General features: G+C 68.9%; 10 protein-coding genes. 3 read left to right on the top strand and 7 right to left on the bottom strand.

All coding sequences use genetic code 11. The annotated features are described in order from the left end of the window. Nucleotides 1-7 precede the first annotated feature (7 nt). Nucleotides 8-805, top strand: coding sequence for a hypothetical protein (locus ACFFXY_RS24610; RefSeq protein ID WP_382356845.1), 798 nt, complete (start codon nucleotides 8-10; stop codon nucleotides 803-805). Here ACFFXY_RS24610 and ACFFXY_RS24615 read toward each other — a convergent pair. From ACFFXY_RS24615 to ACFFXY_RS24630, 4 genes are all read right to left on the bottom strand, one after another. Then, nucleotides 802-1044, bottom strand: coding sequence for a hypothetical protein (locus ACFFXY_RS24615; RefSeq protein ID WP_382356847.1), 243 nt, complete (start codon nucleotides 1042-1044; stop codon nucleotides 802-804). The two genes, ACFFXY_RS24610 and ACFFXY_RS24615, sit on opposite strands and share 4 nt — an antisense overlap. A gap of 413 nt (nucleotides 1045-1457) precedes the next feature. Further along, nucleotides 1458-6026 (bottom strand): hypothetical protein, encoded by a 4569-nt coding sequence (locus ACFFXY_RS24620; protein ID WP_382356849.1) that lies wholly within the window; start codon nucleotides 6024-6026, stop codon nucleotides 1458-1460. Between the two features lie 55 nt (nucleotides 6027-6081). Then, on the bottom strand, nucleotides 6082-6915 hold the full coding sequence (locus ACFFXY_RS24625; RefSeq protein WP_382356851.1) for a DUF6585 family protein: 834 nt from the start codon (nucleotides 6913-6915) through the stop codon (nucleotides 6082-6084). A gap of 34 nt (nucleotides 6916-6949) precedes the next feature. Next, the gene (locus ACFFXY_RS24630) at nucleotides 6950-7528 is read right to left on the bottom strand and encodes a class I SAM-dependent methyltransferase (protein ID WP_382356853.1); all 579 of its coding nucleotides are present in this window, start codon (nucleotides 7526-7528) and stop codon (nucleotides 6950-6952) included. Between the two features lie 67 nt (nucleotides 7529-7595). Here ACFFXY_RS24630 and ACFFXY_RS24635 point away from each other — a divergent pair, with 67 nt between their 5' ends. Continuing rightward, complete coding sequence (locus ACFFXY_RS24635) at nucleotides 7596-8024, top strand: MarR family winged helix-turn-helix transcriptional regulator (protein ID WP_382356855.1); 429 nt, start codon at nucleotides 7596-7598, stop codon at nucleotides 8022-8024. Here the strand turns inward: ACFFXY_RS24635 and ACFFXY_RS24640 are convergent. Then, entirely contained in the window at nucleotides 8021-8932 is a 912-nt protein-coding gene (locus ACFFXY_RS24640; protein ID WP_382356857.1) for a LysR family transcriptional regulator, read from the bottom strand. The genes ACFFXY_RS24635 and ACFFXY_RS24640 overlap by 4 nt on opposite strands. Nucleotides 8933-9047: 115 nt before the next feature. Between ACFFXY_RS24640 and ACFFXY_RS24645 the strand changes: the two genes are divergently transcribed. Beyond that, on the top strand, nucleotides 9048-10439 hold the full coding sequence (locus ACFFXY_RS24645; protein WP_382356859.1) for an MFS transporter: 1392 nt from the start codon (nucleotides 9048-9050) through the stop codon (nucleotides 10437-10439). 32 nt (nucleotides 10440-10471) lie between these two features. Here ACFFXY_RS24645 and ACFFXY_RS24650 read toward each other — a convergent pair whose 3' ends face one another. Both ACFFXY_RS24650 and ACFFXY_RS24655 read right to left on the bottom strand, forming a co-directional pair. After that, nucleotides 10472-11614, bottom strand: a complete 1143-nt coding sequence (locus tag ACFFXY_RS24650; RefSeq protein ID WP_382356861.1) for a DUF418 domain-containing protein — start codon at nucleotides 11612-11614, stop codon at nucleotides 10472-10474. A 114-nt stretch (nucleotides 11615-11728) separates the two neighbouring features. Then, nucleotides 11729-12826, bottom strand: coding sequence for a polysaccharide deacetylase family protein (locus ACFFXY_RS24655; protein ID WP_382356863.1), 1098 nt, complete (start codon nucleotides 12824-12826; stop codon nucleotides 11729-11731). Nucleotides 12827-12884 lie beyond the last annotated feature (58 nt).

The raw sequence follows: 12884 nt of genomic DNA on the forward strand, positions 1-12884 counted from the left end.
CAGCCCCTTGTCGGCGACCCCCTTCTACGACGAAGAGGAATCCGAGTTCTACGGCATGTGCGTCGAAGATCTGATCCGGAGGCATGAACGCGCGAATGGGAGCGCTTTCAAACTTGTAGAGCTGGGCGCGGGCACCGCCAAGACGATCTGCGGCGTCCTCAGGCGCGTCGGCTCCTCGATCCAAGTGCACGGCTTTGAGATCGACGGGGCCTCGTTCCACAGCGCCCGCACCAACGTGGTGGACCACGCGCTGGAGGACCGGTACCGCCTCACCCACGGGGACTTCTTCGAGGCGATGGAGGGTGTTCCCGCGCAGGGCTGCCTCATCAGCAATCCTCCGTACCTTCCCTCACCGGATCCGCAGATCCGGCTGCCGCACCTCTGGGGCGGCGAGCACGGCGACCACATCAGCCGCAAGGCAATCGCCATGGGCTTTCCGCGCGTGCTGCTGATGCTCTCGTCGTTCGCGAACCCCCTCGGACTGCTCCGCTGGGCCCGAGCCCACGGCTACGCACTGGTCCACTGGGTGGCGCGGCCGATCGAGTTCGGCGACTACTCCAGCGAACCGAAGGTGCGCAGGCACATCGACGAGATGGCGGCGACAGGGAGGTCGTTCGTGACCGAGGACTCGTACCTCCTGGTCGGCGCGACCTGGAGCAAGGAGGGCGCTGCGGCGGATCGCTCCGCAGAACTGGCACGGCTCATCCGCAGCCACTCGCAGCCGTTGCAGCGGCGGCCGGAGGACGGCCGCCCCGGCGGGCGGGTAGCGGTACGGCGAGCGGCGGCTGCCGCGGAGTTGTTCTAGGACTCGCCCATGGTCGCAGCCCCGAGCGAATGGGGAAGGTGGAGCTCGGCCCACACGACCCGTCCGCCCGATCCGGGGAGGTAGTAGTCCCAGGCCTTGCTGACCGAGCCGACCGCGAGGCCCTCGACCTGGCCGCCTTCCTCGGACGGAGGCTCAGGGATCGCGGGGGGCTCGGTGCGGTCGTCCCACACCTCGACCAGGAGGCTCCGCTGCTCCATCCGCATCCGGAGGACGATCATCCCCACGCGTCGGCCGTGAAAATCGACGAACGTCTGCAACTGCCGCGGTGCCGCCGACTGCGATCCGACCGCGTGTGCCACTAGTTCCGAGGCGACCAGTTGCGCGTTCTCCACAAGCTGCGGCGGTCTGCTGAGGTCCCAGGCGCCTAGGACGCTGCGGACCATGTCGCGTGCCGACCCGACCGATCCCGGTAGCGCAGCCAGCCGCAGTTCGCCGATGAGCTCTGATACACCGGACGCCTGATCGGCGGCTGTTGCCATGGTCTCCCTCAATCACTGTAGGCGGTAGGGTTCATTGTCGACCCTGCGCCTGCACTCAGCAAGCGTAACCTGACAAAGCGTTGTGTTGAGTTTCAGCGAAGCTTCAATCCGCCTGCATCACAGTGATACCCGTCAATCAATCGCAGGCTGGATCACGGCCGCAGCCGGTCAATCCACTGCTCGGCGCGGTCAGCCGCGGACGGGTGGTGCTCCCTCAGATCCGCGGCCGCCGACGCCAGGGCCTCCAGATCGAGGTCCGGATCAGACTTCTGCGCGTCCATGATCTCGACCGCCTCGTCCTCCGACCACTCCGCCAAGGCGAAAGCGGCCCATGCAGTGGCCGTCGGTCCGGTTTCGTCGGAGGTCGCGCTGCGGAGCAGGGAGAGACCGCCCTTCCGGTCGTGCCAGGTCAACCAGCGCATGATGTTGACCCGCTGGAGCGAGTCCACCGAGGTGTCCTGAGCCAGTTCGGAAAGCAGCTGCACGCCTTCGAGACGCTCATGCCATGCGAGCTGACTCGCCGCCCGGGCGCGTGCTGCACTGCCCAGTTCCGGTGCGACAGCGTAGCAGCGGAGCAATTCCAGGCCCTCGACCCGGTCGAAGGCGGCGAGTTGCGCGGCCGCGCCGATTCGGGCGAACACCTCGATCTCCGAGTCCGTGGCGAGGATCCGCAGATCGGGCAACCGGCTTGGATCGAAATCGATGATCCTCGATACAGCGGCGACTCGGGCCTGATCGTCGATCCCTTTGTCGAGAGCGAAATCGCACAGAAGGCCGAAGCACTCGGGCCAGTCGAGATCCTCCAGCCGACCCGCGGCATCGACCCTCGTCGTGTCCTTGGCGTCCAGGTCCTTGGCAAGTTCACGCAGAAGTCGACATGCCAAGTTGCGGTCGAAGCCGGTCAAGGCCGCCGCAACGTCGAACCGCTCAGTGTCGTTCAAGCCCTCCGCCGAGGCGAGCGACCGCAGCAAGGGCAGTCCCGTTCCCCTGTCGACACTCGCCAGAACACGAGCTGCTTCTATCCGGGCCGAAAGATTGAGCGACGCCTCAGCGGCCAGTAGTCCGGCGAGTTCAATCGCCTTGCGGCGATCGAATCTCGACAGCCTCTGCACTGCTCTCACTCGGTCGTCTTCATCTACGCGCGTATCGGTCGCAAGGGAGTTGAGCGCGGACAGTCCGACTTCGCGGTCGTGGGATGCGAGGTGGGCGGCGGCCTCACACCGGTCAGAGTCATCCGTGGCAGGGTCCGCGATCCGTTTCCGCAATGACGCTGCTGCAGTCTCGGCATCGTGACTGAGAAGATGCCAAGCTGCCTGGACACCGCATGAATCGGGTAGGGAGGGGTCTGAGAGGAGACCACGAAGCAGCTCGACTCCCTCCGCGGCGCCGAACTCTGCCATCTGTGATGCCGCGCCGGCTCGGGTGTACCCACTCTCGGCGGGGGATGTCGCCAACGCCCCCAGGATCTCCAGCACACCGGTGCGGTCGAACTGCGCGAGCCGCCGGATCGCGATCAAGCGGACAGATCCGGGGGCATGTTGCTCAGTGCTGATTGCGCGCAACCGGGTTAGCGCCGTTTCGAGATCGACGGCGGCGAGGGCTTCGATGGCACGAGTCCGGTCGAGCCAGCGGCTCGACGAGTCCATGGAGATCCGGTTGAGCGCCGCTCGGGTACCTTCCCGGTCGTACTTTGCCAGGTAGGTCAGTGCGTCGGTTCGCTCCCAGGGTGGAAGTGACGGGTCCGCTGCGATGGACCGCAGCACTTGAGTGCCTGCGTCGAATTCGTACTCGACCAAACGCTCTGCCGCACGGATTCGGCTGTGGTAGTCGATGTCGCTGTCGAGTGCCATCTCATGGAGCTTCGGGATTCCCTCGTCGGAAGTCTCCGCCGCGAGCATGTCAAGGAGAGTAATTCGAGCGTACGGATCGAGACCATCCTCGACCAAGTAGCGAAGGCACAGGTCGATCCCGACCCGCCGATCATGGTTGGCGAGATATTGCGCCACCTGGATGCGCTCATGATCGTTCAGAGTCGGATCGTTGACGAACTCGCGCAGGCGTGGCAGTCCCTTGCCTGGGCTCCGGAGTTCGAGGACATGGGCGGCATAGGCACGTGCCGAGGGCTGGAAGGAACGCTCGTCGACGAACTGTGTGAGCCAGATTGTCCCCGACGCCTGGTCGTGTTCACAAAGGGAGCCGGCGGCGTTGATCCTGGAGTAGCCTGAGGCGGCTTCGTTCTCGATGAGTTCGACGAGCAGTCGAAGACCGGACTCTCGGTCGAAAGTGACCAGGGCCCCTGCCGCATTGACACGTACGCCGTCGTCCAAGAACGGGTCAGTGGCAGATCGGCGGATGAGTCTGATGCCGTCCTCACGGTGGTACTTGAGGTATTCGCGTGCTGCCGCAATGCGCTCGTATCCCGTGTACACCGGATTGGTGACGAACTCCGTGAGTAGCAGGAGCCCCGCTTCACGGTCGTGCTCCGCCAGGAACCCTGCGGCGTTGATGCGCTGCCAAAGTCCGAACTTGGCCCCACAGGCATACTCCCGCAAGAGAGCGAGTCCAGACTGCCTGTCATGCCGCACTAGTCTTTCGGCGGCCAGGACACGGAGAAACTGTGGCAGACTCGTGGAGATTGCGAAGCCGTTCAGCATCCCGATGCCGACACCCTTGTGGTGCTCGGCAAGCTCATAGGCGGCAGTGACTCGGGCGAACGGGTCGACGGCCCGGTCGGCCGCGAGCACCTGGAGCAGGACGACCGCCCCTGGATGGTGCTTGGCGACTTCTGCGGCGATCCTCGCGAGTGTCGTGTCCTCGGCTCTCCGCTCAGTGATGAAGCCCTCCAATCGAGTTCGGGCGGCATCGACTCCTGCAAGCATCGCGATCACCGGCCACCATGGGCCGTGGGCGCTTCGGGGGATCGCGTCCACACAGCGGTCGATCAGCCGCGCGCGAAGCGCATCGTCCACTTGTCCGTGATCACTGGTGATGCAAAGTCCCTCGGCAGCAATCCATCCGCAGGTGACAGCCTGCGCAGGATCGGCGAGGATCGCCCCGATCAGCCCTTGCCGCCGTTCGGCAGCGAGCCTGTCGAACGCGAAGACCGTGGCGACGCGGCGTTCCGGGTCGGTGAGCCCCGCAGTCCAATCGCCGACGTCCTGGAGGCGGGACGCGTTCGTCGCTGCGGCGAGAAACTCCGCGAAGGTCTTGTGCAGGAACCGAGGCCGCTCAGTATTGACGTCATGAATGAGTCCGGTGGCCTCCAGTAGGGTCTTCACCGCGTCCCAATGCCTCGGCTGCCGGGGGTGCAGTGACACCTCCAGGATTTCGCAAGCGGCCTTCGCGATCGACCGGTCGGGGTCTTCGAGGTGGAGGACAGCCAGCCGTTCGAGCAGGGCCCGGACGGCGCTTTCCGCATCGGGGAGCCCGTTGTCGCCTCCCCATGCGGTGAGGAGGCGGAGCGAGGTGCTGCCGTCCCGGCCATGGCTCAGACGCTTCGAGAACTGGGAGATCCAGTGCTCGACGGCGTCTCGGTAGATGTCGACGCGCCGGGCGGGGATGCCTGCGGCCTGCTCGTCGTCGAAGTAGATGGACGCGGCCACCCGCGCGAGCAGCGGCAGGCGCAGCAGTTCGAGCAGGTTGTCCGCGGCCTTCCACCGGTTGAGGAACCGGTCGGCTTTCCGCTCGGCGGCCTCCCGGGCCGCGGAGTCGTCGCCGCGGTCGCGGGTGCTGGTCTCCCGGCGGACCAGGAATGCGCGGAGCTGTTCGGTCGTGAACGGCTGCAAGCGGAACTCGGTGACGCCGCGGCTGTCGAAGCTCCGCCAGCGATCGTCGGTGAGACCCCGCGTGGTGATGACGTACTTGACCGGGCCTCCGGCGCTGGAAGCTTCGTCGATCGCTGCGAACACAACTCGTTCGACTGCGGCGCGCTCGTCGGCCCCGGTGATCTCGTCGAAGGCGTCGATCATGACGAGCCATTGCAGCCCCGGGCCCGGAGGAGTGGAGAGGAGCGATTCGCCTTGGTCTCCGAACGCCTCGGCCACGTGCTTCTTCCCCACGAGGTTCCGCGCCGAGGTCAGGAGCGGAACCATCCGCTTCAGCGGCGTGTCGCGTTTCACGGCGCCCGGGCGCCAGGCGAGTTCGTGGTTCCAGAACTCCAGCAGGCTCGTCTTGCCGATCCCTGCGTCGCCGGTGATGGCGAGATGGAGGTACGCGGGATCGACGGCCACCTCTGCAAAGGTTCTGCGGTGCTGAGAGACCGATTCCTTGGCCTGCTGTCCGGTGGGGTCCTGTCCGCTGAAGCGGTTGGTGTCGGAGAGGTCGTGCTCCGTGTACACGACCACGAGATCTGGTAGCGCGTCGCGGTCATAGACGAAGCCGCCGAACGCCGCGTCCCGGTGCTGAAGGAACTGCTGTGTGGCTGGGTCGATCGGCGGCGTGCGAAGTCTCTTGAGCACCGAAGTGATCACGATGATAGCGGCTGCGGTCGTGAGGGAGACCCCCGTCGGAACGAGCCATCCCCAGGGCGGCAGGGCGAGTCCCCCGATGACGGCCGCGATGACGGCGGACACCGCTGAGAGCGCCCACCACCTACCGGGATGCGAGGTCCGCCGATCGGGTTCTTCGGGGTCCGGGCGCTGCGAGCCGAAGACCAAGGGCGTGATCATGATCAGCGCCGCAAGGACGGTCGCAGCAGGGGTGAGCCAGTCGACGGCCTTCATCGCCCCACTGTATCGACCCTGCACTCTTCGGTCGGTGCTCGCGCTTCGGTTCCGGTTAGGACCAGGGGCGGTTGGTCTGGGCTTGGAGGGCTTCTTTGAAGAGGAAGAAGTTGGGGATGGTGTGGATAGGTTCGCGGGTTTTGAAGTAGCGGTTGTAGGACTTGAAGACGGCGGTGCCGTCGTGGACGGCGGCGTCTTGGAGGCCGGTGAGGGGGATGGCGGTGCCGTCGACGGTGAGGGTGTCGCGGTCGAGGGTGAGGGGGCCGAAGGTGACGGGGTCGTTGTGCTGGAGGCGGGCGAGGACGGCGGGGAGTTGGGCGCGGGTGATCTGGGACTGGACGGCGGGACCCCATTCGTCGGGGCGGTCGAAGGCGGCGCCGAGGGTGAAGTGGTCGAGGTCGGGGAGGTTCATGAGGGCGGAGCCGGTGGCGCCCTTGGGGTCGCCGATGCTGATGGCGGCGCCGTCGGGGGCGACGAGGAGGTAGTTGTAAGTCGTCAGGCCGGTCTGGGGGTAGTGGAAGAGGCGCTGGTAGACGGTGGCGTCGTCCCAGTGGTGGAGGGAGACGAGGGTCTTGGGGCCCTTGACGATCAGGCCGTGGTCGAAGAGGTGGAGCTCGTCGGCGGCACCCGATCGGCGCCTCGCGTGGAGGACGTTGAGGACGCCGAGGCCGATGAACAGGGTGAAGACGACCAGCATGATCACGCCGAAGCTGTTCTCCAGCATGTTGCTCCCGGCGAGGCAGGCGGCGGCGAGCACGTAGATCGTGAGCGCGACCGCGAGCGGGACCGCGACGGGCGTCGCGCGCGGGCGGTACACCGCGCGGTGGGCGCCGAGCTCGGTCTGGTCGGCGAGCTGGTGGAGTTCGGGCGGCAGCGGGTTCGGGTTCATGTCCGGGACGGTAGGGGCGGCCGGCATCGCGCCGTCACTGTTCGGTCATCGGCCGGCGCGCCTCGAAGCGGATCGTCTTCATGACCAGGGACCACGGGGCGCGGAACTTCGTGCGGGAGGTTGCGGGGAGGGCGGTTTCGAGGGTGGTGAAGGGGGCCCTTTCGAAGTCGTAGTCGAGGAGGCGGCCCCCAGGACGGAGAACTCGCTTGATTTCCTCCGCAGCCGATTCGGGGTTGGACCAGTGGTGGGAGCTGTAGGTGGTGACGATGAGGTCGAAGGTGGCGTTGTCGAAAGGGAGGTTCGCGACGTCGGCTGCTTGGAGGTCGACGCGGAGGTCGGCGAGGTTCTCGGTGGCGTGGTCGATCATGTCCTGGGCGAGGTCGATGCCGGTGAGGCGGAGGTCGGGGCGGGTGGTGGCGAGGGCGCGGAGGAGGAGGCCGGGGCCGGTGCCGATGTCGAGGACGGCGGCGCCGTGCGGGGCGGCGGCCGCGATGTCGGCGGCGATGCGCCGGTACTGGGATTTCAAGAGGAGGCGGGCGAGGCGGTTGTAGCGGCGGCTGTGGCCTCCCTCGATCGCTTCCCCGTGACGGTGGGCTTCGTGGTCGTGCGGCATCTTTCATCTCCTTCATAGTTGTGCTCTACAACTTTGAGCGTACGCCGCTTGGTTGTAGGATGCAACTATGAGTTCCGATGCGCATCACCTGCACCACCTCCTGATGGAGGTCGTGCGCACCGCGGAGTTCGCCCTCATGGAGGACGTGGTGCCCGGGCGGGCGCTGTCGATGTCGCAGTTGTTCGCACTGCATGAGCTGGACCATTACGCGGGGATGTCGCAGCGGGAGCTCGCGGAGCGGCTGGGCCTGGAGAAGAGCAGCGTCAGCCGACTGGTCGCCGACTTGGAGGCGGACGGGCTGGTGTCGCGGGAGAGGGACTCCGAGAACCGGCGGTTCTACCGGTTGGCGATCACCGCGGCTGGGCGGAAACTGCACCGCACGGCCGCCGAAGTCCTGCATGCCCGGTATGAGGGCTGGGCCGCGGGCATGAGCGCCGAAGAGCGGGAAGGGCTCGCGACCGGGCTTCCCGCCCTCCTGCGGGTGATGAAGGGCTAGGCCGCCGCCAGCGAGCGGTGCGCCGCCGGGATCGCGTCGGCGACGTGCGCGGTGAAGGCGTCGAGGGCGGCGGTGCCCTCCCCCGCGCGCCAGGCGAGGCCGTAGCGGACGGGTTCGGCGTCGACGACCTGGACGTGGGCGATGCCGGGCCGGGCCTGGTAGGACGCGGCGTGGGCGCCGATGAGGAGGGCGCCCTTGCCCGCGGCGACGAAGACGAGGGCTTCTTGGAGGCTGGTGACGGTCGGGCCCTGCGGGATCGCGAGGCCCGAGGGGGTCCGCTGCGGGGACTGGAGCGCGCGGCGGTAGGCGGGGAGGTCGCCGTCGGTGGCGATGAGGGCGACCGCGGCGAGGTCGTCCATGGTGATCCAGGGCCGCTCGGCGAGCGGGTGGTCGGCGGCGACGGCGAGCATGCGGCCCTCGGTGAGCAGGGTGGGGCCCTTCGCGAGGTCGTCCTCGCGGACGGGGAGCTCCATGAGCAGGACGTCGTAGTAGCGGTCGCGCAGCTGCGAGAACGGGTCGGTGAAGGACATCTCGCAGATCTCGACGGCGAGTTCGGGGTGGGCGGCGCGGAGGGCGTCGACCGCGTTCAGGGCGATCTCGCCGGTGAGGGACGCGGAGAAGCCGACGCGGAGGGTCCCGCCGAAGCCGCTGGCGGCGGCCGCGGTGCGGGCGAGGGCCTGCTCGATGGCGCGGTGGTGGGGTTCGACGTCGTCGCGGAAGCGCGCGCCGAGGTCGGTGAGGACGACCGAGCGGCTGGTGCGCTCGAACAGGGGCGCGCCGACGCGGCGTTCGAGGCGCTGGACGAGCTGGGAGACGCGGGCGCGTGAGAGCCGCATCCGGGCGGCGGTGCGTCCGAAGTGCAGTTCCTCGGCCAGGATCAGGAAGCATTCGAGTTCGTCGCGTTCCACGGGGTCCTCCATCGGTAAGCCTGACTGAATGAACGTTGCGGTCTTCGCCGTTGTTCCCGGGCCGGTCCGGATCGACGATTGGCGGGCAAGGGAAACCCGTCAAGAGGAGAAACCCGTGAAAGCCCGTGAATGGGGTGTGCTGCTCGTCCTCTCAGGAGCGATCTTCCTGGAGGGCATCGACATCGCCATGCTCAACATCGCCCTGCCCTCGATCCGCGACGACCTGGGGCTGTCCACCGGGTCGCTCCAGTGGGTCGTGAGCGCCTACGTCCTCGGCTACGGCGGCTTCATGCTGCTGGGCGGGCGGGCCGCCGACATCCTGGGGCGCCGCCGCGTGTTCCTGGCCGCGCTGCTGGTGTTCCTGCTGTTCTCCGGCCTCGGCGGGCTCGCCGAGGACGGGGCCGTGCTCGTGGCCGCGCGGTTCGTGACCGGCCTGGCCGCGGCGTTCATGACGCCCGCCGGGCTCTCGATCATCACGACCGGGTTCGAGGAGGGCCCCAAGCGCGACCGGGCCCTGATGATCTACGGCGCCATCGGCGCCGGGGGCTTCACGCTCGGGATGGTCATCGGCGGGCTGCTGACGGCCCTCGACTGGCGGTGGGTGTTCTTCATGCCCGTGGGCCTGTCGCTGGTGCTGCTGGCCGCCGCGGCCGTGCTCATCCCCCGGCAGGCCCCGCCGGAGCGGACCGGGCAGCGGTTCGACCTGCTCGGCGGCCTCACCGTCACCGCGGCGGTCGTGGTGCTCGTGCTCGGCGTCGAGCGCGCCGCGCACGTCGGCATCGGGTGGACGGCCGGGACGGTCGCCTTGAGCGCCGTGCTGCTCGCCGCGTTCGTCGCGGTCGAGCGCCGCCACGCCGCGCCGCTCGTGCGCCTCGGGATCTTCAAGTCCGGGTCGCTGCTGCGCGCCAACGTGATCGGGATGCTGTTCATGGCCGGGTTCTTCGGGTTCCAGTTCCTCGCGGTGCTGTACCTCCAGGAGCTGCGCGGCTGGACGACGATCGAGGCGAGCCTCGCGATGCTCGTCATGGGCATCGACGTGGCGCTGGCCCCGACGCTGACGCCGAAGCTGGTGCGCCGCTTCGGGAACGCCCCGGTGCTGCTGGCCGGGCTCGCGTCGGCCGCGATCGCGTTCGCGCTGTTCCTGACCGCCGGGCACGACTCCACGTACTGGGAGCTGCTGCCGAGCCTGCTGTTCGTGGGCCTGGCGTTCACGCTCGCCTACGGCCCCATGACGATCATCGCCACGAACGGCGTCCCCGAGGACGAGCAGGGGCTCGCGGGCGGCCTGCTGTACACCTCGTTCCAGTTCGGGGCGGCCCTCGGGCTCGCCGGGGTGGCCGCGGTGAACGTCGCCGCCACGGCTTCGGGCGAGCCCGGGGCGCTCCTGGACGGGTACCGCGCGGCGCTGCTGGTGCCGCTCGCGGCGGCCGTCGTCGCGGTGGGCGTCGGGGTGTTCAACCTCGGCAGGAAGCCGGTCGCCGCGGAGCCCGAGCTCGTGAGCGCCTGACGGTGAGGCGGCGGGCCGTGCAGCCCGCCGCCTCACCGGTACGTCAAACGCCGCAGCAGGACCTCGGCCGGGCCGCGGGAGCCGCGGCGGCGCATCGCCTCGGCGAGGGCCAGCGACAGGAGCCAGGTCGCGACGGCCGCGAGGGCGGCCCCGGTGAAGCCGGTGCGCGCGCCGAGGCCGGTGGTGAACGGTGCGAAGACCAGCAGGAACACCACCGACTGGAACATGTAGAACGTCAGGCTCCGCTGCCCCAGCGCCGCGACGGCGGTGGCGAGCGGGCCGCGGTTCGGGCCGATCCGGTTGGCGGCCAGGCCGATCGCGGCGATCACGCCGACGCCTCCGGCGAGGCCGGTGACGGCGTGGAGCGCGCCGAGGACGGCGGCCGGGAGCGGGTCGACGTCGATGAGGCGGCTCGACACCAGGGCCCACGGGAGGCCGCCGAGGACTGCGGTCCCGATGCCGCACACCGCGGTCCGGCGCAGGGCCGGGAGGTGCAGGTGCGGCTCCTCCAGGATGCGGCGGCGCGCGGCCCAGACCCCCAGGAGCATCGCCGGGAGCACCTGCCAGCCGAACGCGATCACCACGAACGCCCAGCCCGTGTACCGCCACGACAGCATCTCGCCGAGGCCGGTCGCGCCCGCGGCGAGGTCGAAGCCCATGAGCCCGTTCGAGGTCGCCTCGCTCCACGACATCAAGAAGAAGAACGCCGCCAGCGCCGCCGTCGTCCACGCCGCGATGTGCAGGAGCGCGCGGTCGCCGCGGGCGAGGAGCCCCGCGAAGCACAGCAGCGCGAAGCCGTAGACCGAGACGATGTCGACGCCGATGACCGCGGCGTGCACGAACCCGAAGAGCAGCAGCCACCAGCCGCGGCGGCGCAGCAGCGACCTGACGCTCGCCGGGTCGGCGCCGCGGGCGGCGAGGCGGGAGGTGAGCTGCACGAGGCCGTACCCGAAGAGGAAGAAGAACATCGGGCGGGCGCGGTCGTCGACGAGGAGTTCGCGCAGGAGCACCGCGATCTGGTCGGCGGGGGCGGGCCGGTAGTCGGCGACGTAGAGGACCAGGTGGGCGTGGGCGAGGGCGATCGCCAGGAGCATCAGGCCGCGGCCGAGGTCGGGCGCGAGGGTGCGTTCGGCGGTGGTCGCAGCGGCGGGGCGCGCGGTCGCGGTGGCGGTCATGCCCTGAACGTAGGGAAAACGGAGGTCGGGCGGATCGGTCGGCGGTATCGGACCGGGGTGACGGAAGTATCGGGTGCCGGTCCCGCGGGCGGGCCGCGGGACCGGGTTCAGGGGTTACACGCGGGTCCACTTCTGGTTGGCGCCGGTCCAGCAGGAGTAGAGCTGGACGGGGGCGCCGTCGGAGGAGCTGTAGACGTCGAGGCACAGGCCCGTGCCGGTGTTGCGGATCGTGGAGTCGGAGCCGAACGTCCACTTCTGGTTGGCCGCGCCGGAGCACGTGTTGATCTGCGCGAGTGCGCCGTTGGCGGTCCCGGAGGGTTCGAGGCACTTGCCGAGGACGCGCAGCTCCTGCGCGGAGGTCACGGTGAACTGCTGGTTCGCGCCCTCGTAGCAGGAGTAGAGCTGGACACGGGTGCCGTTTGCGGTGTTGCCGCTCGGCACGTCGATGCACTTGCCGGCGGAAGTGGAGCGGAGCAGGTCGGTGCCGGTGCCCCCTCCCCCGCCGCCGCCACCGCCGCCGCCGGTGGGGGCGACGGCGCGGCCGGTGGACGGGGAGATCATCCCCGCGCACAGGCCCTTGGAGCGGAGGTTGGAGGCGATCTGCGGGATGGCGTTGATGGTGTTCTGGTAGGCGTCGTGCATGAGGATGACGCCGCCGTTCTGGAGGCTGTTCGCGGCCGAGACGATCGCGGCGGTGCTGGCGCCGTTCCAGTCCTGGGAGTCGACGGTCCACAGGACCTCGGTGAGGCCGTACTGGGCCTCGACGGACTTGAGGGTGGCGTTGGTCTCGCCGTAGGGCGGGCGGAACAGGACGGGGGTGCCGCCGCCGCCCTGCTGGATCGCCGACTGGGTGCTGGAGATCTCCTGGGCCATCTGGGAGGAGGACATCTGCGTCATGTGGCCGTGGGTGTAGGAGTGGTTGCCGACCCACATCCCGGCGCTGACCTGGGCGGCGACGAGGCCGGGGTTGCTCGCGGCGCGCTGGCCGGTGTTGAACATGGTGGCGCGCAGGCCGTTCGCGGTGAGCGCGTTGAGCAGGCTCGACGTGGTGCCCGGGTTGGGGCCGTCGTCGAAGGTGAGGCCGACGTAGCCGTTGCAGGTCTGGGCCTGCGCGGGGCTGGCGATGAGGATGGCGACGGCGGTCGCGGCGGCGAACGCGAGTGCGGACAGGGTGGCGATGAGCGGTCTGATGCGGCGGCTGATGCCGTGCATGTGCCCTCCTTGGGAGTACGGGCGCATCAGTCGGCGTCGACGCGAGGGTGTCGTCATG

The organism is Glycomyces mayteni, assembly GCF_042428885.1.
Taxonomy (GTDB): domain Bacteria; phylum Actinomycetota; class Actinomycetes; order Mycobacteriales; family Micromonosporaceae; genus Glycomyces; species Glycomyces mayteni.